Source organism: Nitrospira sp. CMX1 (assembly GCF_054902215.1).
Genome location: NZ_JBUBKD010000071.1, coordinates 18,056 through 44,046, shown reverse-complemented (window position 1 = coordinate 44,046; position 25,991 = coordinate 18,056). Strand labels below are relative to the sequence as shown.

Genomic DNA, 25,991 nt, shown 5'->3' with positions numbered 1-25,991 from the left:
TCACTCAGATGAGTTGTGTTCTTCAAACTGAAAAATCCCGAGTCCTACACGCACACGGCCGCTCCCCTGTGACGCCGGATTCGTATCGCGATCACGATGTGCAAGCCAACGATCCAGCTTCTCCAACAATTCTTGCCCCTCGGCAGCTGCCAACGTACGAAATTCCTTTACCGCGTCTATGGGTACGTTGTCATACATCACTTTTCGTTGAAAGCGCGGCTGCCTAGGCTTCAGATGGATATTGTGATCGATCGTCGAGATGAGATCGGCGGTATCCGCCCCAAGCACCTGCAATTTTTCCGCCGAACCCTTCAGAGGGATATAGCCCCGAGAGACAAGACAAATCCGTCCGTCTTTCAATTGCTTCACGACACCAACCCGCAAGAGCTCATCCAGCACAGCTCGCACCGGGATATCCCCACTGTAGGATTTCACCAACGCACTGAATGTTGCGCCTCTTCCCTCCAGAGGAATCGGGCGAGGATGCCCCTTCCCATCGCCGTATTTTGGATCGCGGAGCCACCCTGTGATCACTCGCGATCCGCGATGGTATTCCTTCTCCGCAATGGATCTGGAATCAGGCAGCGGCATGAGCAACCGCTGCACTTCCTTTCGCGTCAATCCGGTGAGAATGGCAATTCTCGATACCGTCTGCTTCTTGCCGGGAATGCCGAATTCAGCGTTCGCCACCTCCACATAGACTCGCTTGGCCAAGTCAGCAAACGTTCGATGAGACACGTTGTTTCGCAAAAGAATTCGAACGAGCGGACGTAGAAGCTGACGTGTAGCAGTTGAAAGCGCTGCGGTGTGCTTGGGTTGAGGCATGGTGGTGGCCTCGACTATAGACTTCTCATTGCTCAAATTCCAAGTCAACACGACAAGCCCGGATGGGCACGTACCATGCCATGTAGCTCATGTCCGAGAAGCTTGCGACACCTGTCGAATTCAGGTTTCCCCAGCGACTATAGTATGACCAGTTGATCCGGCTACCCCTAAACTCAGAGGAGGACCCCATGGCGACGAAGAGGAAAACGAAAACACCGAAGAAGAATCGGCCAGCTGCCAGCATTGTCTGGTTCGAGGTTCCTGCCGATGATCTGGACCGGGCCCAGAAGTTCTATCGATCGATGTTCGGCTGGACGTTTGCCAAGCTGCCCGCCGCCATTAACGACTACTGGCATATCGACACCGGAGGACCAGACGCGTCACCGGATGGCGGCATGATGCCACGGATGCATCCGCAACAACCGATCACGAACTATGTCGGTGTCCCGTCAGTCAGCAAAGCGGCGACGAAGGTGGAGAAGCTCGGTGGAACCCTGTGCAAGCCAAAGACCGCCGTGCCGGGGATGGGCTACTTCGCCATCTGCCTTGACACGGAGGGCAATACCTTTGCCCTGTGGGAAATGAACGAGCGAGCCAAGTAGCCCAGATATCCGCCTACTTCCCACACACATGACCCAGGAGGCTATGATGAAATATCTCTGCCTTGTCTATCTTGAAGAACAGATCTTGAATGCATTCCCGAGCGACAAACGGCGTGCCATCTCGGATGACGCCATGTCGTACTGCGAGAAGCTACAAAAGGCCGGCCAATTGCTTGCCGCCTCTCCGCTCCATCCGATAGAGACCGCCACCACCGTCCGAGTCCGAGAGGGCAAAACCACGACCACCGATGGCCCCTTTGCCGAGACGAAGGAGCAGCTGGGCGGGTTTCTCATGATCGATGTCCCGGACCTGAATGATGCGATCCGCATTGCGGCACAGTTTCCCGCCGCTAAATTCGGCAGTATCGAAGTACGTCCGATGAAAGAGCTCGGATGCGCAGACTAACGGTCACATGAACGACGATGCAGCAAGAGGAGCCCGCATCAAGGTTGATGAGGTCTACCGCTCTGAATCGCGCCAGGTCCTTGCTACCTTGATCCGCCTGCTTGGCGACTTCGATGCGGCGGAGGAAGCGTTACAAGAAGCATTCGCCGTCGCAATGGAACAATGGCCACGTGACGGAATCCCAGCCAATCCACGAGCCTGGCTTGTCTCCACCGGACGGTTCAAGGCCATCGACGGCATGAGGCGTCGTACCCGCCATGATGCATCGTTACTTGAACTGGCAAAACACATTGAGGCCACCACCAGCGATCCACTGGACCAGACGGACGAACCCATTGAGGATGACCGTCTGCGGCTGATCTTTACCTGTTGCCACCCGGCCCTCTCATCCGATGCCCAAATCCCGATGACACTCCGTGAGGTCTGCAACTTGACGACGGAAGAAATCGCCCGCGTCTTCCTCACTAAGCCAACAACTATTGCTCAACGGATCGTCCGTGCCAAGGCAAAGATCCGTGATGCACGCATCCCCTACGAGGTTCCTCCACCCTCAGAGCTACCGGAACGCCTTGAGGCTGTTCTACGCGTGGTGTATTTGGTGTTCAACGAAGGCTACTCCGCCTCTTTCGGAACATCGCTCACGCGAGCCGATCTCTCCGGCGAAGCGATTCGTCTTGGCCGACTCCTCTTACAACTCTTGCCGGATCCCGAAGTCATAGGACTCCTGGCCTTGATGCTCTTGCACGAATCGCGAAGGCAGGCCCGCACGTCGGCCAACGGCGATCTTGTGCTCTTGGAACAGCAAGACCGGTCACTCTGGAATCGAGCACAGATCAGCGAAGGCATCTCATACGTGGAACGGGCTTTGTCCATGAAGCGCATCGGACCCTATACACTCCAAGCCGCCATTGCTGCCGTCCATGCGGAAGCGTCCAGCGCAGGGGAAACCGATTGGGCACAAATCGTCGCACTCTATGACCTCCTCTTGCGAGTCGAACCGTCACCGATTGTTCAGCTCAACCGAGCAGTCGCAGTGGCCATGCGTGATGGACCGGCAAAAGGCTTGGCATTGGTCGATAGCCTACTGGAGAACGGGACATTGGCACAGTATCACCTCGCGCATGCGGCACGAGCTGACCTCTGTCGACGATTGGGCAAGAAGACCGATGCCCGCACCTCATATGAACGAGCCCTGGCTCTCACAAAGCAAGAGCCAGAGCAACGGTTTCTCAGACAACGTCTGATGGAATTGAACTGAACAGAAGATGCTATTCCTTCAGGAGATGGGTCGCATGGGTGACCGCCGCTCCTGCACGGAGCGCAGCCGCGACGAAGCCCGTCTCGGCAAGTTCCTCGTCACTTGCTCCCGCCTTGCGAGCCGCGTCTACGTGGATATCGATGCAATAGGGGCACTGCGTGGTCAACGCCACTGCAATGGCCATCAGCTCCTTGTACTTCCTTGGAATGGCCCCGTCGGCAAGCGCGGCTTTGTCGAACGCGACAAAACTCTTCCACGCTTCACTGGCGTGAGAACCAAGCTTGGGCAGTTTCTTGATATTATTCACATCGTACATATGGAGTCTCCTTGGTTTGAGGGATTCAGAATGGTTTCGCTTTCTTCCAACCATCACACTGCGATCGTCGTAAGCCCAGCACACCTTTGTAACACCGGTCAACCCATCGGAAATCCATTACTCGGTAACAGATACTGGCAATCTAGAGCACCGTCATGCTCTTCTGCTTTCTTCAACAACTGATCTGCCGGTAGTGGAACAGCATCGTTTCCGCTAGACTGCCTCTCCGCATCACCACATTACCCATTCACGTGTGAGGTGTGACATGTATATCCCTCCCGGCTTCAACACGGTGACACCCTATTTCTTCGTGACCAATGCAGAAAGCTTTGTGCGCTTCCTCGCCCAAGGTCTTGGCGGCACAGAAGTATGCCGGACCATGCGACCGAACGGCCTGATCCAAAACGTTCAAGTCAACCTTGGCACCTCAACCGTCATGGTCAGCGAAGCCACCGAACGCTACACACCCATGGCTGCCGCCTATTATCTGTATGTTGAAGACGCCGATGCATCCATGCAACGCGCTCTCAAAAATGGGGCAATCTTAGTGATGGAAGTCGCCGACATGCCATATGGCGATCGACAGGGAGGTGTGAAAGATCAGCATGGAAACATCTGGTGGATTTCACAACGTACCGTGCATGAGCCTTACACTCCGTAGAAAAGTGAATGGAGCAGAAACTCTCTCCTACAACAAGTGGGTCTGGGTAGCAGTAAAACGCATCCTCACCAGACGAATCGGTTTCATCCAGATTTTCTCCGGTGGATTGTCACGGAATTACCGTCAGGATCAGAAACGACGGCCATGTGACACACAGGCGTTTCCATCGGTTCTACGCGAAAGAGACAACCACTTTTTTTCAGTTGTTGAATCGCAGCATCGTAATCCTCTACTTCGAGCCCAACCGACCCACCACCAGACGACGGTTTCCAATCAGACGCACTGTAATTGGTGATCGCAAGGGTACAGGGACCGATGTCATACTCGACGAACCCTTGTTCCTCAGCACCGAACATCCGTGATTGCTTCAGGCCCAACACCTCTTCGTAAAATCGTCTGGCCCGTTTCAGGTCAGTAACCGGGTAACAGATAAACGCGATTTCAGTGACCTTCATAGGCTTCTTCTTGCTTTGAAACAACACCGAGTATGAACCGCAACCTGACCCCAATGGAAATGTTATGGTTATATAGCCATACGTTCAATGGTTTTCAGTACCTTGCACCCTACTTCAGCTTCTCCAGCCGCCCTTTATGCCTGACAAGATTCTTATAGTCCCACTGAATCGCCTTGGCTTTCTTCAGCCATCGTCGCAAATCCATCTTTCTTACTTCTGAGACATCGTTATAGAACACGGATGCATCTTTGAATTTCTTCCCGACGACGTTCAATCCTGCTTCGTCGAAATCTGCCCCGCTCCAAAACATCAGTCGTACACCTGGCTTCTGTTTGCTGTATCCGACAATGGGATTCCCGTCCAAAAACCAGACCGGATGCGCATGCCATATCTTATTGTCCGCTCCAGACAGATGTCGGTCGATTTCCTCGGCAAGACAGTTACACACTTCCTTGTGACGAGGCTCTTGCTGCTTGTTGTACCTGATGGTCTCTGGAGACATCTCATTCCTCGTGTTGCCTACCAATGGGTAGGACGATCCGCATAAGACACGGCGAACGTAGGTACAGCTTATGCCATGTGAGTCGTTGTTTCTACAAGTTGTAATCGTAGGTCCTTCTTCACAGATTCTTATGCGGATCGATATCACATGAAAATCTAGGACAGAATGCACTGTCGGGAGGGCAGCTCATGGCACGAATGACATTGCCAGCTCGGGGCGGTTTCGGCCACATGAGAAAACGTCACACAATTTCAACAAGTTTGAGCACACAACTCCCTTGTGTCGATTTCCGCCTATTTCAACGACTATCTTATGTCACGGGAGGCACCTCATGAAGTACTTGCTGCTCGTTCATCACAACGAAGACGTGTTCAAGGGCATGCCCGAAGGAACCAGGAAAGACATGCTCGCGGAATCCATCCGACTCTGCCACCAACTCGCAAACAAGGGACAATATATCCATGCCTCGCCGCTGCAGCCTGAAAATACTGGGACTCTTGTTCAAATACGAGAGGGTAACGCCATCGTCACTGACGGCCCGTTCATGGAAACCAAAGAACAGCTTGCCGGGTACTTCTTGATCGACGCCGAGAATCAGGAAGAGGCCATCAAGATTGCCGAACGAGTGCCTGGGGCACGCATCGGAACGGTCGAGGTGCGACCGGTGACCAAGATTTCTGGATTGCCTGGAACCGGACAGTGCTGAGTATGAAGACTAAAACCACTATGCTTGTGCGAGATAAAGCGGAAAGGAGTCGCCCATGAGCACCATTCGGCTACTCGTCGGAACAAGAAAGGGTGCGTTCATCATCGCATCAGACGGCAAACGCAAAAACTGGACGGTGAACGGCCCGCATTTCGGCGGATGGGAGCTGTATCATCTGAAGGGCTCTCCTGCTGATCCTGATCGAATCTACGCGTCGCAGACCAGCAGCTGGTTCGGTCAAGTCATTCAACGCTCAGACGACGGTGGAAAAACCTGGAATCCACCAGGCACAACGCCCGAAGACCTCATGGGATCCGACGGCATGCCGAAGGGCGAGAGCAATATGTTCCTCTACGACAGTTCCGCCGAAACAGGACAGCCACTTACGACACACCAGCACTACGATGGTTCTCAGCGGCCCTGGGAATTCAAGCGGGTGTGGCATCTTGAACCGTCGCTGACCGATCCGGATACGGTCTATGCCGGTGCGGAAGACGCGGCCATCTTCAAGTCCACGGATGGAGGCAAGACCTGGAAGGAATCGGCAGGCCTGCGAAGTGCCAAAGGTCAGCTCTGGCAGCCAGGCGCGGGGGGAATGTGTCTGCATACGATTGTGCTGGACAAGAACCATCCCGATCGACTCTTCGTCGCCATCTCAGCCGCCGGCACCTTCCGCAGCGATGACGGAGGCCAGACCTGGCGTCCAGTAAACAAAGGTTTGAAGTCTCAGTTTGAGCTGCCCGATCCTGATGCGGAAGTCGGTCACTGCGTGCATTGCATCGCGATGCACCCATCGCGCCCCAACGTGCTGTTTATGCAGAAACATTGGGACGTGCTGCGAAGCGACAATGCCGGAGCCTCATGGCAGGAAATCAGCGGCGATCTGCCGAGCGATTTCGGATTCCCAATCGCGGTGCATGCGCACGAGCCGAACACAGTCTTTGTCGTTCCCATCAAAAGCGATTCTGAGCACTATCCGCCCGAGGGAAAACTGCGCGTGTACCGTAGCAGGGTCGGAGGAAATGAGTGGGAGCCGCTGACAAAGGGATTGCCGCAACACCATTGCTATATCAACATCTTGCGGGATGCAATGGCGGTCGATCAGCTTGATCCCTGCGGCATCTATTTTGGCACCACGGGGGGTCAAATCTACGGGTCCCCCGATGGAGGAGATCGTTGGGAGCCGATCGTACGGGATCTGCCGGCAGTGCTGTCGGTCGAAGTCCAAACACTGTCAGCCTGAAACGCGAACAATCTCTAGTTGCTGGTTTCGGGTTTCCATATCCTGGATTCGAAACGTGAAACTCGAAACCTCCGAAAGTGACTTATGGTACGTGTGATTCTGCCTCAACATCTTCGGACACTCGCAAGGATCAGCGGAGAGGTCACACTGGACGTCGCCGGCACCGTGACAGTGGACTCTGTGCTCGACGTCTTGGAGAGTCAGCATCCGATGTTGAAAGGCACGATCCGAGACCACGTAACAAGACGCCGTCGACCGTTCATCCGCTTCTTTGCCTGCGAACAGGACTTGTCGCATCACCCGACAGAGACTCCCCTGCCCGGCACCGTGGCAAGTGGGGCCGAGCCGTTGTTGATCGTAGGCGCTATGGCGGGAGGATAGCGGGCTGTCGATTTCGATGTTCCTGATCGACTAAATGCATAGAGGCCGGCACAAGTATCTCCGGCCGGCCACGCGCATACTGAAAAACCAGGCCACTCATATCCGGAATGAGGAGAAAAAATAATGGACACCAATACCATTCGCCTACACCGTGTGTTTCGTGCAACACCCGAGCGGATCTATCGAGCGTTTCTTGATTCCGATGCAATGACGAAGTGGCTACCACCCAATGGATTTACGGGGAAGGTGCATCACATGGATGCGAAGGTCGGGGGAACCTTCAGGATGTCGTTCACCAATTTCACAACCGGCAAGAGCCACTCGTTCGGCGGCAGGTACCTTGAACTCGTGCCACACCAACGACTCCGTTACACCGACGCATTCGATGACCCAAACCTTCCGGGTGACATGCACGTGACAGTGACGCTCACACAGGTGTCGTGCGGAACTGACGTAAACATCGTGCAAGAAAACGTCCCCACGGTGATTCCTCCCGAGGCGTGCTACCTCGGCTGGCAAGAGTCACTGGTCTTGCTGGGCAAACTTGTGGAGGCTGAGATTCCCGAGTAACGCAGCTGGGCTGGTCTGAGAAACCTGCCCGGCAATGTCTGGTAGGTTCTGTGGACAAATCCCCGTTCAATGCAGATGAGGCAGAAGGGCTCCCCGTGCACGGGAAACAATACCTGGTCGAGCAGATTCAATGAATCGGAAACGAGCCATAGTCAAAACAGTGGATGCTTATATCGCCGGTTTCCCTGGTTCCGTTCAGACCAGACTCCAGAAGATCCGGGCGACAATCAAGCGAGCGGCACCTGGCGCTGAAGAAACGATCAGCTACGGGATTCCAGCGCTGAAACTCAACGGCCCGTTGATCTATTTCGCCGGGTTTAAAGCCCATCTCAGCATCTATCCGATGACCACGACTATTCGAAAACAATTCAAGAAAGAGCTCTCATCCTATCTCAGTGGGAAGGCGACAGCAAAGTTCCCGCTGGATAGATCCATCCCCTACACCTTGATCGGACGGATCGTGAGGTTTAGGGTGAACGAGAACTTCGCAGCGGACAGGACGAACACTTAGCGATTGCGCAACAGAAAGGCAGCCGATATGGCCAAGTCTACGATTGCAAAGAATACGATCTGTCTGTGGTATGACCACAACGCCGAAGAGGCCGCGCGTTTCTACGCGGCGACTTTTCCCAACAGCGCCGTGGGCACGATCTACCGCGCGCCGAGCGATAACCCTTCCACCAAGGCGGGCGAGGTCATCACGGTGAACTTTACCGTCGCCGGGATCCCCTGCATGGGTATCAATGGTGGTCCCGCCTTCAAGCATAATGAAGCCTTCTCCTTCCAGATCGCGACCGACGATCAGGAGGAGACCGACCGTTACTGGAATGCCATTGTCGGCAATGGCGGCCAGGAGAGCGAGTGTGGCTGGTGTAAGGACAAGTGGGGCGTCTCTTGGCAGATCACGCCGCGCGTGCTGATGGAGGCAATGGCGACAGGCGGCGAGGAGGCCAAACGTGCCTTCGATGCCATGATGACGATGCAGAAGATCGACGTGGCCGCCATCGAGGCCGCGCGGCGAGGCTGACATATTTATTGAACAGGACACTTGGTATCAGATCAAATCACATGGCACATACGTTCACCAACCACAAGGAGGCCCCCATGCGTTTCCTATCCTTTACCGTTACCACATTGTGTGTTGCGTTGATGGTTTCCCCTGCTCTTGCCAAGGATAAGAAGCACGACAAGCCGATGGACAAAGAGGCGATGATGGAACTCTGGAAGCAACTCGGCACGCCCGGCGAGCCGCACAAGCAATTTGCCGCTCTAGCCGGAAGCTGGACCACCAGCACCAAGGAATGGATGGAGCCCGGCAAACCAGCGATGGAGTCCACCGGCACTGCCGAGATGAAGATGTTGCTGGACGGACGATTCCTCTACCAGGAATTCAACGGACAGATGATGGGCCAACCGTTCAACGGCATCGGCATCGATGCTTACGACAACATGACCAAGAAATATATGACTGCGTGGATGGACTCGATGGGAACCGGGATCTTCATGATGGAAGGCACCGCCAGCCCGGACGGCAAGACCATCACGTTACGAGGCTCACATCCTGAACCAGGCGGAGGGAAGATGTCGCATCGTGCAATCTGGAAGTTGATCGACGACAATACCCAACAGTTCGATATGTATGGTGCCCACCATGGCCAGAAAGAAACGAAGATGATGGAGATCACCTATACCAGGAAACCATAGGGGAGACTCGGCTTCTCAGGCTGAGAGGCAGGCCTCTCAGCCTTCCTTCTCCCCTGTCCGGACATTCTTCCCATCATCCACGAATCCTCTCCATCTCTTCACGCTCCTCAACGGGATACAACAAATCGCCTCATAGCCCCACCCCGTTGTGAAAAGCTTCCATTCCCATCAAGCGGTATTCCCGTACCGCCGATCTGAACCCCTGCGAATCGCACAGACGCCATGCTACAGTGCGTCGATCCATGTTGGGTGAAACGACAACCACCAAGACGGTTCACAATTCCCTCATCCAGAAGGAGACGATCATGCGACTCTCATTCCTCGTCCTGACATCACTCTGCCTCATGCTCGCCGTCTCACCGGCCCTGGCCAACGACAAGAAAGCGCAAAAGCCGATGGACCCGCTCGCCATGATGGAGCTGTGGAGGCAAGCCGCCACACCCGGCGAACCGCATGCACTCTTTGCGACATTGGTCGGCAGCTGGACCACCACCACGAAGGAATGGATGGAGCCGGGCAAGCCTCCCATGGAATCCACCGGCACAGCCGAGTCACGGATGCTGATGGAGGGACGATTTCTCCACCAAGAGTTCCACGGCCAGATGATGGGCCAACCGTTCACCGGCATGAGCATTGACGCCTATGACAACATTCGGAAGAAATACGTCACGGTCTGGGTGGATACGAGAGGCACCGGCGTCTTCATCATGGAGGGAACCGGGAGCGCCGACGGAAAAACCATTACCCTGCGAGGGACACATGCAGAGCCGGGCGGAGGCACGATGGCTCATCGGGCCATCTGGAAGATCATCGATGCCAATCATCAACTGGTTGAGATGTACAGTGCGCACCACGGCCGGAAAGAAACAAAGATGATGGAGATCACCTATACCAGGAAACCATAGGAGCCAATGCCTGACGGCTGATTGCCGTATGACGCAACTCTGCTTTGGATCAATCGAAGGGCCTGGCCTGAGTCAACCGAAGGGCTCATGCTTCGACAAGCCTGTCCTGAGTAAGTCGAAGAGCTCGGCACGAACGGAAAACATCGGGAGATCGAATGACCGCTCCGTTCGGCTTGAGCCCTTCGATCCACTCAGGACAGGTCTCTCGAAGACTGCGGTGAGTTCATCGAACGGATGAACGGAGAGGTGTCCCGCAACCTGATAGAGCAGACACAATTGGAGTGGATTTCCGATGCCGCGTTACGCGGCCTGGCCGCGAGGTTCTTTGATTTGCCGTTCGGCCTCCAGCCAATGGTCTAAGTCGTTCCCGTTCTGGAAACCACTTCGCTCATACAGAACATAGGCGAGTTCCGCGATTTGCCGATGGAGATGGGCCTGGCCTTCCGTGTGAGCCTCTGACCTTCCGTTGGTAGGTCCGACGGAAGGCGACTCCCATTGACCGGCTCGGCGAGCGCCGATTATTCCGCCTACCTTGACGTCCGATGCACGACGCCCATTGCTGTTCGCTTCTCTCTGTTCACCGCTCGTCCGACGCGCCATAATCCTCCTCCTTTACGTGTAGTCCTCTCAACATGGCTTCATTCGCATTGTACCCAGATCAGTCACCGATACAACTTTCTTCGGAGATTTCAAAATCCTGTCTGTTGCCTCTCCTAGTGCGATCCGATCACCAACCATTGATACGAGCTGTTTCTTCAGTCTGTCTCACAATAGAACAGTTGAAATTTTGTGGGTAGCATCACGTGAGATGATGTGGTAGCGTGAAAAGTATCCACACAACAGAGTCTGGAACCGATCGCCCGTCTGCACCCATCTCACTTGCGACCCTTTCCAGTCTACTCACAACCCACTTCTCACAGGAGGTGCCCTATGAGACGTTCATTGATGTTTCCGTCATTCTGCGGTTGGTGCGTGATCCTCTTTTTTGCCGCAGCCTGTGCCTCAGCCGGCGATGTGAAGAAAGGAGGGTCGCCGACGACCGTGTCGAACGGGAAACAAGTCACCCTCGAATACACCCTGAAGCTCGACGATCAATCGGTTGTCGATACCAATGTCGGGGGAGAGCCCTTGAAGTTGACGCAAGGCAATCATGAAATCGTTCCCGGTCTGGAAAAAGCGTTGGAGGGCATGGCTGTCGGGGAGAAAAAGAAAGTGACCGTCGCCCCGACAGAAGCCTACGGGACCGTCGACCCCAAAGCGTTTCAGGAAGTGGATAGAAAAATGGTGCCGGCGGATGCGCAAAAGGTGGGGACGCAGTTGGAAGGGAAAACCAACGATGGGAAGACCGTCTATCCGCGAATCTCCGAAGTGAAGAACGAGACGATCGTACTCGATTTCAACCACCCACTGGCCGGGAAAACGCTGCACTTTGATGTCAAAGTGCTGGATGTCGCGCAGGCCATAACGAAGTGATCTCTTTTTCCCAGTGCGGGGCGGTGACCGCCCCGCACTGATTTAGGCCAATAGTTTGCAGAAATCATTGGGCACCAGCACGAACTTTCTCCTGCAGGGTTGCTAAATACTGTCGATCTTCTGGTGACAGATGCAAGCCTCGCTTGTCGATCTTAGACAGCACGTCATAGGCTTGTTTCCAATAAGTGAGTGCTTCCTTAGTAGCCTTCTGTTTTTCAGCAAGATCTGCCAATCTCCAGTATGAGACATACAGGTCCCGCTGCCACCCGGTGTTCGCCGGATCGCGCATCGCTAAGGCCTCAGCGATACCGAGGCCCGCCCGAAAGGCCGTCAGCGCCGCCGGTAAATCGCCCTGCGCCACCAACACATCCCCGATGGCGTTATTCGCGACCGATTGGTCCCGCTCGTCTTCCGCTGTCACGCCTGCAGCTTGGGCCGCCCGCAATGCACCCGGTAAGTTGCCACTGTCTTCGTACAAGCGCCCCAACTCGATCCAATCCCAATGGACGCCCGGATCGAGCCGCGTGACCTCTTCGTATCGCGTGATGACTTGCGCGGTCGTGAGTTTCCCTCTCGTGCGGGCTTCCAGCGCCAGCGTGGCGATCCGCCGGCCTTCCGCCGCGCTCTCCAGGTCGGCCCGTTTCTGCCGAGCCGCATTGTGCGCCGCCCGTAGCTGATCCAACACCGTGATGGCGCCCGGTTCATCGCCGGCGTTGAAGCGCGTCAAGGCCGCAACCCCCTCCGGTGTGTCCGCAATATCCTTCACCGCCTTCCGAAAGACGACGATCTCTTGCGCGTAGACTCGATCGCGAGCCGCTAACTCAGCCACATATTGCTTTTCCGCATTCGTGAGATCAGCCTGATGCTGTGCTGCTCCTGCCTGCACCTGAGCACGGAGCGCCTCGATCTCTTCGCGTTGGGCTCGCAACACAACATCGTCTGTACGCTCCGATGCAGTTTGGGTTGCGGATGCTGCATAAATGGCTTCGAGCATTGCCGCCACTTTGTCCAGTTTGGCTTCGGCATAGTCTTGTTTGGCCAGTGTGCGAGATTTGAAGCCGGCGTCCTTCTGAAGCCAGTCATCCCATTCCCGCCGCAATTCACCCAGTTTATCGCGCAAGCGGAGGACGATGTTATCTAATTCGGTGAGATTGCTCGCCGTATGGCGAAGGTGATTCTGCTGTCTAAGCCGTGCGAGATAGTGCTGCTGGAGTGTTCGCCGTTCGGCTTGATAACTGGCTGGGTCGGGATGATTGTCGTCGCGTGGCAGGTCAAGTTGGTCGGATGCCTTATCCCGTGGGAAATCCTTGTCAATGACGATGAGCCAGGTCTTTTTCTTCTGTTTGTAGGCATAGAGAAATTCGAACTGCGTGTAGGAAATGCGGCCATAGTCTGGATCGACTTCGGGCGGCTCAGCGCCGTAGCCGACGCCCGCAAGCTGGATGAGACCCTCGGCGGAATCAAGTTGCTCGCGCAGCCACTGACGCAGCTCGCCATACCCGGTGGGAAAGTCGTCTTGCGAGACAGGATCGAAGCCGAGCGTGCGGACCGTCCTGGCCATAGTCTGCCGGGCAGTCCGCAGTTCTTCACTGACGGCAGAGAGAAACAAGCGCGGTCGTTCCACGGTTATCAGCTTTTCCCGTTCAATACACAGTTAGCAGTTTCATCTATTCGCCGGCCCCTCCACGTTTCGCCAATTGTGGCCTCACAACGATGCTGCTGCTCTCACGCTCCTCACGACTCCGGTTCGGCTGCTGCGTTCCTTCCTGACAGAGTGAGCAATTTCGCCGTAGCCTGGCCGTAATGCTGATAGGCTCCCCAGGTCGACCCGCTTGCAAGGATCGCTTCTCTGGCTTTCGATAACGAGGCCCCCAGCTCCTGACCGGACAACGCTTCGGTGTAGAAGACCTTCGCGAACTCCAAGGCCGCCGCATCGTCCACGGGCCATCCGGTGCCGATGTAATTTTCGACCCCTCGCTCAAAGAAGGCCTGAGCCAGGCCGGCGAGGTTACGATTCGATTCCTGCAGGGTAAACGGTCGCCCCTGTCGGATCACTCCGGAGAAGCAGGCATTGGCGAAAATGAGACGCGGCACACGCCGTGCCCGAAAAATCTCCCGTGCCGACAGGATGCTGTCCTTCCCGAAAATCCAGCCGCTCTTAGTGGGATTCTTCTCGTCGAAATCCCCATGTCCCGAGTAATGAATCAGGTCGAATTCTTCGCTCAGGATCAACGCGAGCAGTTCGACCGGATCACATTCATTGGCCCCGATCCGTTGCTCAATCGTGAGATCGATACCCTGTTCCTGCTTCATGGCTTGAAGAATCTTCACCACGGTTCGACCCTCTTCCCGTGCACCCGGCAATTGCCACTCCGCCTCAGGAGCCGGATCAGCGATGACCAACACTCGCAAACGGTTTGGAATGGGTGGGGCGATCAGTCCGGGAGCACCGGACAGGGTGGTTCGGAACTGACGTGTCAGTTGACGCGCCGGTCCGTAGAACAGCACCTGTCCCTGCCGCTCGAACGCCGCCATTTCCCACGGAAAGGCCGCCGTCGAACGATCGACCATCAATGTAAGCGGCGTCATGTCGATCATGCTTTCAAAGTCTTCCGGCATCAGATAGCTATGCAACAGTTTCCCGTATTTGCGCTGTTCTTTCAGCGTTCGTGACTCTTTCAGCAATTCGGCAGCCCCTTCCGCGTACGCGGATTGAACGGCGACCTCTCGAACGGGGATCACGGCTTGCTTCGTGATGGCCGAGAAGCGAAATGCATCACGGTCCCGCTCGATGGTAATACGGCTGCCTTGCATCGTATCGAGGTTGTTCGGCGGCACCGGGGCCGCGCGACGGCTTCGCTTCGGCAATGTCTTTTTCGTCACGGTCAGTTTCAACCCACTCTCGTGATTCTCCTCGATCTTTCTCAAGACCTTTTCGACGGCCTTCACACGGTCTTTCTCGTATTCCACTACACGGAGGACCTTGAGCCGCCCTTGCGCTCCCAATCGTCCGAGGGCTGAGCCCACCCCCTCCAGCATGCCTTCCATTGCTTGATCCAACGACAAATTCCCTTCTCCGGAGCCGACGACAACGGTCGCAAATTCTCGCCAGCCGAGGGCGGTGACCGCATACGTCACATTGGCGAATAACAGATTAAGATCCTCCCGGTTGAAGCGCCCATACTCCCCCATCCCGGCAAGAATCACGGCATTGGCCGCAAGGGCCTTCTGCGGATTTGGAATCAGAAACACTTCACCCAGTCCACCGCCGATCATGCCGCGTGTGACCGCTTTGGAAATCCAGTGGTCGAGCGCCTGGTCCAACGCTCCGACTGCTCGCACCGGTGGGACGCCTCGGTAGTGCCCCACCACGACGGCCGGAGCCTTGATATCGCGAATGTCCCCATGGACCACCTCTATATTGAGGGAGAGCGTCTGCTGTACCGGCTTTTTCTCGACTTGCTCCTCACGTGCCCTCGCCTCAGTCGAATCGGTGACGGCCCGGGATGTTGAAGGAGCCTGCGCCATGACCGCTTGCCTGAGCAAGGCTTCGGCCCGACGGCGATCGGCAACCGTGCTGTCGTTCGCCTCCGTTTCTTCCGCAATGCGGCGAATCCGCCCGGCATCCTGACGATCTTGAACCGCACGGACTCGCGCGGAAGTGACCGATCGGATGGCACGGGCAGCGACCGGCTGTGTCGCCAATACGCCGGTCTTCCCGGTACGCAGAATTTCATCCACCGCTTCGAGCACCTGCTCATGCTTCTGCAGGTCTCCATGAATTTCGTCGACATAATAGGTCGGCACGCCGGGCAAGAGCCCGAGCGCATGCGTGACCCGTCCATCACCGTTCCACGTGGCGCCGAACTCGAACAGACCGGGAGTCTCGACCTTGACGGTACATACCGTTTCCCGGTTGCAGCCGGCGATGTAGGTCATCCGCTCCGGATCGATCGTGGCCGACGCCTCAAGATCCTCATGGAACTTTCGCGCACGGACGAGATGTGCCGCCACGATGGGATACGAGCCCCAATTGCTCGGGGTATAGATCGCTTGTTCCGATGCCGGAAGTTTGGCGGGAGCCGGGAGCAGTTGATAACTCCCGACGAACCCATTCAGCACTTCAAGCACCTCATCCAGGTCGTGACACAAGTCTGCAGCGGCCAACCACTTCACAAGTTTTTCCTTGGCGACCATGGCCTGCACAATGGCATGGGACCCATAGTTCGGTGTGCCGAGCATGATGAGTCGCCCGCCCTGCCCTTTCTTCGGTTCCACCATGGCCTTCCAGACTTTGGGATAGAGCCGAATAAAATTCCGGGAGACCAGGCCCCCCATGGAATGGGCGACGATGTGGACCGGTTGGTCCTTGAACGTGGATTCGACAAGCTCTTTCAACCGTTCGGCAGCCAGATCCACGTCTTTTCGCCAATCATAGGCAAGCGGCTCTACGTTCCAATACGCCTTCAACCACAAAATCGTCTCGGCGTAACTGTCCTTGTCGAGTCCGCTGGGCTGTACCCGTAGGTTCGGATCGGCTTCCCGGACCCCATCCTTCGCAAGCCGTAGTCTGTTGATGCCTCCTCCGATAAGTCTGAGAAAACTAATCCACACGACATCATCGTCGCCGTCTTCCGTCACGCTCAATTCGGAACCCATGGTGCCAGGGATAAAGATAATGTTGCCCCGAAGCGGCTCTCGCTTGCTGCGTACCGATCGCACCCGTTCCGCCAGACGTTGGAGACGTTCAAATTTCTCCGGCCCAAAGTAGTCGCGTAACGTCTGATCGGATGCAGCCCGTGATTTCCCTTCTCGGGTAGATCGGGACAGCCGGGCCTCAAACTCATCCCAATCCATATTACGAACCACACGATCTGCATCACTCACCTTCGGACTTCTCTGTTTTCTACTCATGAGTGCATTCCTCCATCAGAAAACGTCCAAGCCTACTCGGAGGGCTCCACGAATGGTTCGGATTTCGTCATGACTGCAGCCGATCCCCACGTATAGAACAGACGTGACATTTCTCCTATGGAGAGAGAGACTTAATTTTTCGTTTACTCCCTTCATGCAACGCGTCGAGCAATTGTTGTCTCCGAGATGTATAGGCATCCGTGGATTCCACCTCTTTCAGCATCTCGGCGAAGGACCATTGTCCAGTAATAGGCGTCGTGGAGAGTTCCACGAATTGTTGTAAGTCCCATTCAAACGCCATGGCAGCCATTCGATACCCACAAGCCATGAGGGCATTAGATTCGTCCTCGGTAAAGACGTCCAGATCCGTCCGCAATTCTGCAACCGCTTTTTGGAAATCCTTGCGCACCCCCAAGCGCGATAAAGGCTCCCGCCGTGTTTCATATGGTTCTTGGGAGAACTTCAACCGAATGGAATCGGCATCTAATCCATCTTTCATGTGAAGAAACAGCAACCCTCTTATCAGCTTCGTACGGACCCGGGCATCTAAGTCTGCATAATTGGCTCCCCGGATCCGCTCCATCAACGTATCTTGAGCACGCAACGCGTACGCGGCTAATCCCGCAACCCCCGGGTTGGGTGCCTGCTCCAACAAAAGCTGTCCCGCCGCATCGCTAACAAGTAACACCGTGCAGTTATGAGCCAAAAGCGCCGCAGTGCCTTGGTTGTCATAGACTCCACCGTCAACTAACTGGATTTTGTATCCCTCATACGCATCATCGATTCGTAGTGGCTCAAAAATTCCAGGAACACAGGCAGAAGCCGCGACCGCCCTCCCCAATGAGATCGCCCATTTCTCATGAGGAACATACCAATGCCTTTCAAGGCGTGGCACACTATCCGCCGCTTTGTGAATCGTCCAAGGTGACTCGCCCATCCAAGTCGGTGTGAACTGCCAGTTATGACCAGTATTCACCGTCGTTGCATTTAGGATTAAAGCCGGCACCCTATCCCTTCGCAACCAATTGTGTTTGCCCGGATGGAAGTGCTGACTACCCGTAAGGGCAGGGTCATGGTCCTTGGGTATGAATGGTAAATAATGCATATCAAGCGGCTTATCATCATTCCACAACGGTTTATAAAAGTATTGCTCCAGAGCCTCGGCAATTTCTTGAGTATCAATCGCGCCTTTATCACCAGTAATAAAGCCCCAGAGAACTTCTCTCTTGGATGGCTGAGCCCTCCCTCGAAGATTTTGATTAACAGCCTGGGAGAAGTGCTCGATCAGATCTTGAACCAATTTGATATAGTCCGCGTGCGCTAGAGGAGCCTGCGCTGACAACCGGTTGCGTAGCATTAACCAGTAACAGGCTCCGACGATGCTCCCTCCCGAAACGCAAGAAAGGACATCAATGTGTCGCAACACATCTAGCTCAGCTAGCCGCGCCAGCACTCCCAGATGATAGAATGACGCCCGAAATCCACCGCCTGAGAGTGCGAGACCTACCTTGCCAATTAACGCCGAACGTGCCACCGTTGCAGCTCCTGGCAGCAGTGCCTCGAACACCGCATGAATGTCCGGATTATTAAGTGGGCGATCATTGTGCAGATGGGCTAGCGTGGCGAGCTGCTGTGCTGTCGTCTGCAACTTCCAGGGTACTGGGCGTTGCGTTACTGCCGCAAAGGCCTCAGCCGCATCTTTATAACGTCCGAGGCCAAATAGAGCCTCGGCACGCGTTGCAGCATTCCACCAACGACAGTCATCTGCTATCTTATCTAATGGGGTGAGTTCTTGGAGAATCTTCTCACGAAGAGCACGAGCTTCTCTTCGAGTATCGCTCTCGACCCCAGAGACATGTGCCAGAAGATCTTGCAAGAAGGCTGCGTTGATGTAGGCATATCCATCGTCACCCACTGGCCCTTTCGCTCCTCGCATGTAATAGTCGGTAGCACGGCGCAAATCCTCATACTGCCCTAAATCCATCCATCGCCTTTTGCAAATTCCTCCGGCAATGCCCAACACTTCCCCATTACCATCGAGTGACGCATCCTCTAGTGGAAATTTTCGACCGAGAATCTCTAGCGCCTCGTCGTGACGCACCTGAACACTCAGTTCAGGGTCTTTGCTGGTCAGTTCAGCATGTTGCTGGCATAGCTTGTTTTCCTTATCGAATGGAACCTTATCGGAAAGGTTTTTATTATCACTCCGTAGCTTGGCAATGACAGAACGGGCCAATGATATCTCATCATCATCTTTGAGCTGTTTCCACAGTCTGTCCGCAGTCTCAAACCGCACATATTTTCCCTTCAGATAGCTATGGGCCTCTCGCTTACGGATCTCACGCTCTAGGGTTTCAGATTGCGGCATCGCTTCCTCCTCTCTGTCGCTTATGCGATACACTGGACAATGAACACGGAAATGCGATTATTCGCCCATGTTCAGAACAAGGATAATTTGCTGATGCGCCTTGCGCGAACCCGTCGGCCATCAAGCACCAAAAACCCGATGTCTGAATATGCTCTGCCAGTGTCCGCTCCGCCTCCTGATCGAATGTCTGATACTCATTACAGGAAGCAGCACGGGAATTGTTGACCGAAATCTCCTGTATCACGCCTGCAGATCTCGCCCTCTCCCGTGGAGAGCAACTTCCCTAAAACACGGGTGCTATTCCCGACAATGCGTTCAAGCCGCTGGGGCCCTTAGCCTTCCTAGCTGAGAAACTGCTTATCGAACGACGCGCGCTTCCCTTCGAGCTGGGGTACTTGGTCGTAATCATTCTGCTTCAATTTGGCGATGGTCCGCTGGTGCAGTTCACGGTAGGTCAGCTGACCACGCGCCTCTTTGATCGACTCGACCAGATAATAGGTGAGCGCACCGTTATACGTACCGCCGATATGGGCATCAGCAGAAGTCTGTGTATCGCGACAGCCCGTGATCAACATCTCTTGAATGTCGGCGTGGACGATATCGCTCTTTCGCTTCCGTCCGCGTGGCGCCTTGCCCAGCTGACCACGAAGCGTTCCGCGCAGCTTCCGACCGGATTCAGTCGCCATCAGATCCAGTGGGCATGGGAGAAACCGTTCTCGGACCGGCGCATCCGGCGGAAGAATGGCGCGCGTATTGGTCCCAGAATGGCAACAGTCCATAATCACGGTGAGACTCACACCGACTCGCAGCTTATCGAAGGTCTTTCGCAACCAGTCGTCGCGCAGGGTATCCTTCCAATCGAGGTCGGTTGGGCACAGAATCTCATCACGGTGATCCGCTTCATCCCCATTGTCATCCGGCACATTCGAGCCATGTCCCGAATAGTGGAGCAGCAAGGTGTCGCCCTTTTTCCCACCCTTGATCAATTTCTCAATCGCTGTTTGCATCGCCTTCTTCGTCGCCTTGAGGTCGATGAGGGTCGTGATGTCCTTGTCCGCAAATCCACAATAGGTTTTCAGTGCCCCGCTCAGATTCTTCACGTCATTGACACATCCGTTCAGATCTGACCCGGGAATTTGATATTTGTTGATCCCGATGAGCACCGCTCGTTTCGCCATAGCATCTCCTTTCTGTGGTCATATTCGACACTGCACACTGTTGAGATTCCATCCCCTCTAGAACACGAAGCAAGCGACTTGCCACTCCGTAAGCTGGAGGAGGACGAGCACGATGTCACACTTAGGCTCTACTACAGGAAGGGAGAATACAGCATTCCCAGGCTTCCCGGAAGGCTCACGGGAACACATCTCGCTCAATGCTAGTGTGGATAGATCAGGATAGAGAATCTAAAAGGATACACCCCTGTATCGAAATGGATTCAGCTCCGTCAGTTTCGATTACAGGGTACGGCTGTCAATCCAGATAACCTGGCCGGTCTGCCTGTTCACTTCTTGATACATATGCGCAGTCCCACCAGGACCGTCACCTCCCCCACCGTCCCAGAGACAGATGAAATGAACTTTTCTGACACCATATGACATGGCCGTCGAGAGAAGCCAGAGGTTGCACCGTTCATAGGGATCGCCACCTGTAGGCAATGGGCCTAGATCTCGTGGCGCGGAGCGAATCTCAGTCGTCAGTTTGGCTTTGGCCGCCAGATATCGGACCCGCCACGCCTCGCTGTGGCACACGACAGACCGTTGGATGAATTCAGGTTCCTCGAAGGGCTGCAGCCACTGCACCTTCACCCCTCGCTGCTGACAGGCCTCGGTGAACAACAGATCGCCACCGCAGGCCCCCTGCGTCAGAGCCAGATCCCCAGGACCAGCGCCGAATCGAGCTAAGGCCTCTGCAATCTTCCGCGCCGCAATCGGTTCCTTGGCCGCAGGGAATCGAGGAGTCGGCCTCGTCGGCGCATCGATCATGTGGCCGCTGAAGAGAAGCACATGCCGTAGCTGCTGATCATCTGGCTGAATCAAAACCATAGTAATCTCAGCTTCTACCTTCTAAGCGGGACCAGTCAATCACCTTACTAGCCCGTTCTCTTTATCACCAAAACTCCATCCCGGACCGTCACCAACACTGCGCTCACGCGAGGATCAGCGGCAACGGTGCGGTTTAACTCCTGAATGGCAGCCGTAGATTCATCAGGCGGCGGCTGCTTCAAGACTTCTCCGCTCCAGAGCACGTTATCGATCAAGATGACGCCGTTCGGCGCCAGCAAGTCGAGCGAGCGTCTGTAGTAATTCAGGTAATTGATCTTGTCGGCGTCGATGAAGATGAGATCGAACGGTCCTGTGAGCATTGGCATGGTATCCAGCGCCGGTCCAATGCTTATACTGATCTTGCTCCCGAATGGAGCCTGCGCGAAATAGCGTCGAGCCACTGCTGCTGACTTTTCGTTGACCTCACAGGTGATCACCGTTCCATGTTCCGGCAAGGCTTCGGCAAAGCAGAGGGCACTGTAACCGGTGAACATCCCAATTTCGAGCACGCGTGTGGCACCGACCAGCTTGGTCATCATTTTGAGAAAGGCCCCTTCCAACGGGCCAACCAGCATCTGGGGATATTCCATCGTCCGCTGAGTCTCTTCGCGCAAGGCGCGACAGACGGCGGATTCCGGCATGGAATGGGCTTCGGCGTAGGCTTCGATCTCGGACGGAACTAATCTTTCCATTGGAATTTCTCTCCGCTATTTGAAAACACGTCGCCCCTTGCGTACACTGCGCCCAACTACGGAATTGCGAACACGAATCTTAGCATAGGGAACAGGAGGCCGATTTGAAAACCCTCACGACGTTGGAACCTCTCACGACAAGACTCTTGGAAATTCAACGGATCAACAGTGCCGCCTCGGTGTTGTCCTGGGATCAGGAAACCTATATGCCGACCGGCGGAGGGGAAGCACGGGCCGAACAGATCGCAGTGCTTCAAGGCATCGCCCATCAGAAATTGGTGTCATCAGAGGTACGGTCGCTCTTGTCTCAGTGGGTGGATCCGGCAACCGGCCAGGCAACCGAACAACCAGGCGACACATGGGATGAACCGTCACGATCGCTGTTACGAGAAGTGTGGCGAGACTTCAACCGCGCCCAGAAGCTCCCATCGGACTTTGTGATGAAGCTCAGTCGGGAATGTTCCCTCGCCCAACAGGTCTGGGCAGAGGCCAAACAGCGCGACAAGTTTTCGATGTTCCTTCCGAATCTGCAAACAGTGCTCCAGCTTAAACGAGAAGAAGCGGAGTACCTTGGCTATCAGGGTTCACCCTACAACGCATTGCTCGATGTGTATGAGCCAGGAGCAACTATTGCGACCCTCCAACCGATGTTTGCCCTGCTGAAGGCTCGCCTGGTGCCGTTGCTGAAAAAGATTACCCAGAGTCGGGTTCAGATTGACGACCGCGTTCTGCACCACGCCTATGACCATGACCGGCAGGTGGAATTCGGACGATTGGTCTTGACGGCAATGGGATATGATTTCCAACGCGGTCGGCTGGATCTCTCAGCTCATCCCTTTACGACCTCGTTTCATCCGACCGATGTACGTGTAACAACTCGCGTGCATGAACGGGAACTCCAGTCATGCCTGTTCAGCTGTATCCATGAAGGCGGACACGGGCTGTACGACCAGGGTCTGGATCAGCGCTATTTCGGCACGCCGCTGGGTGACTCGGTTTCCCTGGGGATCCATGAGAGCCAATCCCGTCTCTGGGAGAACTGCGTCGGACGCTCTCGGCCGTTCTGGCGCTTCTTTTTTCCGATTTTACAGCAGACCTTTCCGGACCAACTGCACGGCATGGCCGTCGAACAATTCTATGCCGCAATCAATCGTGTGCAGCCCTCGCTGATTCGCGTGGAAGCCGACGAACTGACCTACAATCTCCACATCATGTTGCGGTTTGAGATTGAGCAAGGGCTGGTGGAAGGCACGATTCAGCCGGACGAATTGCCTCTGCTCTGGAATAAGAAGATGGAAGAATATCTCGGCATCAGACCACTTTCCGATGCCGAAGGCGTATTGCAAGACGTCCACTGGTCGTTCGGTGCCTTCGGGTATTTCCCGACCTATACCTTAGGCAACCTGTATTCTATCCAATTCTTCGAACAGGCCAAATTGGAGATCCCACAATTGGAGGATACCATCGCTACAGGGCAATTGCTCCCCCTGCGCCGATGGTTGGAGCAGAAGATCCACCACTGGGGCCGCATGTTCACACCAGCCCACCTGGCCGAACGGATTACGGGCTCCTCACTCCGCCCCGAGCCCTTCCTGAACTATGCGGAACAAAAATACGGCGACCTCTACCAACTCTGAGTGTCCCACGCCGGTCTGGCTTCATACCCCAGCGCGGCATTGAGTTTTGCCGCGATACCGGAAGGGATGGTGAATTCAGCCTGCACCTCAATCCGATGCGGCACAAGCAATGTGGTGTGGAACACGATATCTCGAATCGGAATTTTGAGTTCAGGATCCTGGGGCGTCGTCAACTGCACCGCCTCGACCGAGTTCGTGATCGTCCCACTGTCTTGTGGCGCATAGGTCGCCACGACGGCCTCGATGATCTCTTTCACCCGCTCGTTGGCTTCCACCCCTTCAACAGCTGCGAGCAGCAACGGGATCGCCTCTTCCTTGGCCTGATCTGAAACGGTGAAGTTTTCAATCCGACCTTTCCGACGGAGCGACGTCACGTCATTATCCAGCTCTTTACTGAAGGCTCCGTACGCAAATCGGAAGAATTCAAAATGGAGCGCCTTGAACCCTTTGGCGAAGGTTTGGAGCTCGCACAGGAAACAGAGCTGCTGCAGCTTGACATCGCTCAGCAGCCCATGGGGTTCGGCTAGTTGCACAATGTAGAGCAACAGGGCACGATCCACAAGAATGTAACTGGGTGTTCTCACACGTTCCTTGCGCTAAGATCGAGGCCCCCACTATAGACAGTCATGGAAGCGCCCGTCAAAGGGAACCCCATTGCCTCGTGGGAGTCCACAAGAAGCTCTTGACCCACTGCTTCATTTCGTCTTTAATTCCCCCCCTGGGAGGGGCAGGCTGCGATATGTCCAAACATGCCAAGGAAATGAGCATTCTGAAAGAACATCTCGGGAGACATCAACTCAAATTTACGCGCCAGCGTGAGTTGATCCTCGACGCGTTTTTGAAGCAAGAGCACATCACGGCCGAGCAGATGTACCACCAGTTGGCCCGCAAAGATCCCCATCTCGGACTTGCTACCATTTACCGGACCCTTAATCTGTTTTGCGAGGCGGGGCTCGCTCAAGCACGACACTTTGGGACGCAGACCCAGTATGACAACGTGTCCCATAAGGGCCATCACGATCATCTCATCTGCACAGGTTGCGGCAAGATCGTGGAATTTGAAAACTGCGATATCGAGCGTCTCCAAGAGGAAGTCGCGACCAGAAACGGCTTTACGATCAGCACCCACCGACTTGAACTCTATGGACTCTGTTCCCGCTGCCGTCATTGACCCCCATCCATTGATTCTGCTATTCTTTTTGATATAGCTTATCAATTTCAAATTTGTCCGCTCTTGTTCGTACAAAGGTCTTATTGTGACGAGTTTCCTTCACCGGGCTCCTCGTACCGCTCTGTTTGCCAAGCGCTGTCCGCACATCGGCAGAGCAGCGGCCTGTGCCGCCCTGTGCCTCTCCATAATTATTATTCCGAGCGTCGCAACCGCCGCCGACCAGTTGACCGTCTACTCCGGCCGGGCAGAACGGTTGATCAAGCCGGTTCTGGACCAGTTCACCGCAAAGACCGGCATCCGCATCGCATTGTTGTCCTCCGGGACAACCGAACTGGTGAACCGGATGAAAGCGGAGGGCACCCGAAGTCCTGCTGATGTGTTCATCACGAACGACGCCGGAAGTTTGGAAATTGCCCGCACGGCTGGACTGTTCCGACCACTGAGCATGCGCGAAGTCGAAAGGGCGATTCCTCCTCAATTTCGCGCAACGGATAACAGCTGGATCGGCTTGTCAGGACGATTTTGGATCATCGCCTACAACACCACTATGGTAAAACCGGACCGAATCAAGTCGCTGCTGGACTTGGCCGATTCTGCATGGAAGGGACAACTCGCCATTCCGAACGCTGGAAGCGAATATCTGCACGCAGGGGTCTCCGTAATCCGGGCGAGCATCGGTGATGATCGCACCAAGAAATTCTTGGAGGGACTTCGCGACAACGCCGGGACGCACGTCTACCAGAACAGTTCCCAGATCGTCGATGCGGTCGCGAAAGGTCAGGTCGCGCTGGGTATCGTCAATCATTACTATGTCTACCGGCACCTCGCCACACAACCGGCCGCGCCGGTAGCCGTGTTGATGCCTGATCAACAGGAAGGCGGGATGGGAGCCATTATGAACGTGGCCGGCATCGGTATCCTCAAGCACACGCCTCGCATGGAACAGGCCAAGCTGCTCGTCGAATTCCTCGTGGCGCAGACAGGTCAAAAGCTGTTCGCCGACCTCGACAAAGAATATCCACTCCATCCCGAGGTTCAAGCTGACCCGGCTCTCATCGAGCGAAAGAACTTCCGAGCGGCCATGGTGCCATTGGCCAAGCTTGCTGAACTCCGGGCACCCACCCTGCGACTCATCGAGCAAGTGGGCATGCGGTAAC

28 protein-coding genes are annotated in these 25,991 nt (G+C 55.2%); 16 read left to right on the top strand and 12 right to left on the bottom strand.

The annotated features are described in order from the left end of the window. Complete coding sequence (locus tag ACYX34_RS18040) at positions 1-825, bottom strand: DUF6502 family protein (RefSeq protein WP_462077966.1); 825 nt, start codon at positions 823-825, stop codon at positions 1-3. Between the two features lie 188 nt (positions 826-1,013). Here ACYX34_RS18040 and ACYX34_RS18035 point away from each other — a divergent pair, with 188 nt between their 5' ends. The 3 genes from ACYX34_RS18035 to ACYX34_RS18025 are packed head-to-tail and all read left to right on the top strand — an operon-like array spanning position 1,014 to position 3,091. After that, complete coding sequence (locus ACYX34_RS18035) at positions 1,014-1,427, top strand: VOC family protein (protein WP_462077965.1); 414 nt, start codon at positions 1,014-1,016, stop codon at positions 1,425-1,427. A gap of 46 nt (positions 1,428-1,473) precedes the next feature. Further along, on the top strand, positions 1,474-1,833 hold the full coding sequence (locus ACYX34_RS18030; protein WP_462077980.1) for a YciI family protein: 360 nt from the start codon (positions 1,474-1,476) through the stop codon (positions 1,831-1,833). 7 nt (positions 1,834-1,840) lie between these two features. After that, positions 1,841-3,091, top strand: coding sequence for an RNA polymerase sigma factor (locus ACYX34_RS18025; RefSeq protein WP_462077964.1), 1,251 nt, complete (start codon positions 1,841-1,843; stop codon positions 3,089-3,091). Positions 3,092-3,101: 10 nt separating this feature from the next. On the opposite strand, the gene ACYX34_RS18020 is transcribed toward ACYX34_RS18025, so the two are convergent. Next, a complete protein-coding gene (locus ACYX34_RS18020) occupies positions 3,102-3,407 on the bottom strand; it encodes a carboxymuconolactone decarboxylase family protein (RefSeq protein WP_462077963.1) in 306 nt (101 codons plus the stop codon). 265 nt (positions 3,408-3,672) lie between these two features. On the opposite strand from ACYX34_RS18020, the gene ACYX34_RS18015 reads away from it, so the two are divergent. Continuing rightward, entirely contained in the window at positions 3,673-4,068 is a 396-nt protein-coding gene (locus ACYX34_RS18015; RefSeq protein ID WP_462077962.1) for a VOC family protein, read from the top strand. Positions 4,069-4,151: 83 nt separating this feature from the next. On the opposite strand, the gene ACYX34_RS18010 is transcribed toward ACYX34_RS18015, so the two are convergent. Continuing rightward, positions 4,152-4,523 (bottom strand): VOC family protein, encoded by a 372-nt coding sequence (locus ACYX34_RS18010; protein WP_462077961.1) that lies wholly within the window; start codon positions 4,521-4,523, stop codon positions 4,152-4,154. 109 nt (positions 4,524-4,632) lie between these two features. Further along, the gene (locus ACYX34_RS18005) at positions 4,633-5,025 is read right to left on the bottom strand and encodes a DUF1801 domain-containing protein (protein WP_462077960.1); all 393 of its coding nucleotides are present in this window, start codon (positions 5,023-5,025) and stop codon (positions 4,633-4,635) included. A gap of 331 nt (positions 5,026-5,356) precedes the next feature. Between ACYX34_RS18005 and ACYX34_RS18000 the strand changes: the two genes are divergently transcribed. From ACYX34_RS18000 to ACYX34_RS17965, 8 genes are all read left to right on the top strand, one after another. After that, positions 5,357-5,731, top strand: coding sequence for a YciI family protein (locus tag ACYX34_RS18000; RefSeq protein ID WP_462077959.1), 375 nt, complete (start codon positions 5,357-5,359; stop codon positions 5,729-5,731). Positions 5,732-5,786: 55 nt separating this feature from the next. Then, positions 5,787-6,974, top strand: coding sequence for a WD40/YVTN/BNR-like repeat-containing protein (locus ACYX34_RS17995; protein WP_462077958.1), 1,188 nt, complete (start codon positions 5,787-5,789; stop codon positions 6,972-6,974). A gap of 84 nt (positions 6,975-7,058) precedes the next feature. Beyond that, positions 7,059-7,355 (top strand): ubiquitin family protein, encoded by a 297-nt coding sequence (locus ACYX34_RS17990; protein ID WP_462077957.1) that lies wholly within the window; start codon positions 7,059-7,061, stop codon positions 7,353-7,355. 123 nt (positions 7,356-7,478) lie between these two features. Next, positions 7,479-7,925 (top strand): SRPBCC family protein, encoded by a 447-nt coding sequence (locus tag ACYX34_RS17985; RefSeq protein WP_462077956.1) that lies wholly within the window; start codon positions 7,479-7,481, stop codon positions 7,923-7,925. 130 nt (positions 7,926-8,055) lie between these two features. Next, on the top strand, positions 8,056-8,436 hold the full coding sequence (locus ACYX34_RS17980; RefSeq protein WP_462077955.1) for an iron chaperone: 381 nt from the start codon (positions 8,056-8,058) through the stop codon (positions 8,434-8,436). 42 nt (positions 8,437-8,478) lie between these two features. After that, positions 8,479-8,952 (top strand): VOC family protein, encoded by a 474-nt coding sequence (locus ACYX34_RS17975; protein ID WP_462077979.1) that lies wholly within the window; start codon positions 8,479-8,481, stop codon positions 8,950-8,952. Between the two features lie 77 nt (positions 8,953-9,029). Continuing rightward, a complete protein-coding gene (locus ACYX34_RS17970; RefSeq protein ID WP_462077954.1) occupies positions 9,030-9,629 on the top strand; it encodes a DUF1579 domain-containing protein in 600 nt (199 codons plus the stop codon). Between the two features lie 305 nt (positions 9,630-9,934). Then, positions 9,935-10,534 carry a DUF1579 domain-containing protein gene (locus ACYX34_RS17965; RefSeq protein WP_462077953.1) on the top strand — a complete coding sequence of 200 codons (600 nt, stop codon included), beginning with the start codon at positions 9,935-9,937 and terminating at the stop codon, positions 10,532-10,534. 300 nt (positions 10,535-10,834) lie between these two features. Here ACYX34_RS17965 and ACYX34_RS17960 read toward each other — a convergent pair whose 3' ends face one another. Beyond that, a complete protein-coding gene (locus ACYX34_RS17960; RefSeq protein WP_462077952.1) occupies positions 10,835-11,134 on the bottom strand; it encodes a DUF2934 domain-containing protein in 300 nt (99 codons plus the stop codon). Positions 11,135-11,464: 330 nt separating this feature from the next. Here ACYX34_RS17960 and ACYX34_RS17955 point away from each other — a divergent pair, with 330 nt between their 5' ends. Next, positions 11,465-12,007, top strand: a complete 543-nt coding sequence (locus ACYX34_RS17955; RefSeq protein WP_462077951.1) for an FKBP-type peptidyl-prolyl cis-trans isomerase — start codon at positions 11,465-11,467, stop codon at positions 12,005-12,007. A 64-nt stretch (positions 12,008-12,071) separates the two neighbouring features. Here the strand turns inward: ACYX34_RS17955 and ACYX34_RS17950 are convergent, their stop codons facing one another. The 6 genes from ACYX34_RS17950 to ACYX34_RS17925 form a co-directional block, all read right to left on the bottom strand. After that, positions 12,072-13,631 carry a DUF4062 domain-containing protein gene (locus ACYX34_RS17950; RefSeq protein ID WP_462077950.1) on the bottom strand — a complete coding sequence of 520 codons (1,560 nt, stop codon included), beginning with the start codon at positions 13,629-13,631 and terminating at the stop codon, positions 12,072-12,074. A gap of 110 nt (positions 13,632-13,741) precedes the next feature. After that, a complete protein-coding gene (locus ACYX34_RS17945) occupies positions 13,742-16,921 on the bottom strand; it encodes a CHAT domain-containing protein (RefSeq protein WP_462077949.1) in 3,180 nt (1,059 codons plus the stop codon). A gap of 115 nt (positions 16,922-17,036) precedes the next feature. Continuing rightward, positions 17,037-19,157: a patatin-like phospholipase family protein gene (locus ACYX34_RS17940; protein ID WP_462077948.1), complete on the bottom strand. Its 2,121-nt coding sequence runs from the start codon at positions 19,155-19,157 to the stop codon at positions 17,037-17,039. Between the two features lie 473 nt (positions 19,158-19,630). Continuing rightward, positions 19,631-20,467, bottom strand: coding sequence for a caspase family protein (locus ACYX34_RS17935; protein WP_462077947.1), 837 nt, complete (start codon positions 20,465-20,467; stop codon positions 19,631-19,633). 279 nt (positions 20,468-20,746) lie between these two features. After that, a complete protein-coding gene (locus ACYX34_RS17930) occupies positions 20,747-21,334 on the bottom strand; it encodes a hypothetical protein (protein ID WP_462077946.1) in 588 nt (195 codons plus the stop codon). A gap of 47 nt (positions 21,335-21,381) precedes the next feature. Next, the gene (locus tag ACYX34_RS17925) at positions 21,382-22,026 is read right to left on the bottom strand and encodes an O-methyltransferase (RefSeq protein ID WP_462077945.1); all 645 of its coding nucleotides are present in this window, start codon (positions 22,024-22,026) and stop codon (positions 21,382-21,384) included. A gap of 104 nt (positions 22,027-22,130) precedes the next feature. Here ACYX34_RS17925 and ACYX34_RS17920 point away from each other — a divergent pair, with 104 nt between their 5' ends. Beyond that, entirely contained in the window at positions 22,131-23,663 is a 1,533-nt protein-coding gene (locus tag ACYX34_RS17920; RefSeq protein ID WP_462077944.1) for a carboxypeptidase M32, read from the top strand. Here ACYX34_RS17920 and ACYX34_RS17915 read toward each other — a convergent pair. Next, entirely contained in the window at positions 23,651-24,247 is a 597-nt protein-coding gene (locus ACYX34_RS17915) for a hypothetical protein (protein WP_462077943.1), read from the bottom strand. The two genes, ACYX34_RS17920 and ACYX34_RS17915, sit on opposite strands and share 13 nt — an antisense overlap. Before the next feature lie 155 nt (positions 24,248-24,402). On the opposite strand from ACYX34_RS17915, the gene ACYX34_RS17910 reads away from it, so the two are divergent. Continuing rightward, positions 24,403-24,834, top strand: a complete 432-nt coding sequence (locus ACYX34_RS17910; protein ID WP_462077942.1) for a Fur family transcriptional regulator — start codon at positions 24,403-24,405, stop codon at positions 24,832-24,834. Positions 24,835-24,919: 85 nt separating this feature from the next. Continuing rightward, complete coding sequence (locus ACYX34_RS17905) at positions 24,920-25,990, top strand: extracellular solute-binding protein (protein WP_462077941.1); 1,071 nt, start codon at positions 24,920-24,922, stop codon at positions 25,988-25,990. Position 25,991: the final 1 nt, after the last annotated feature.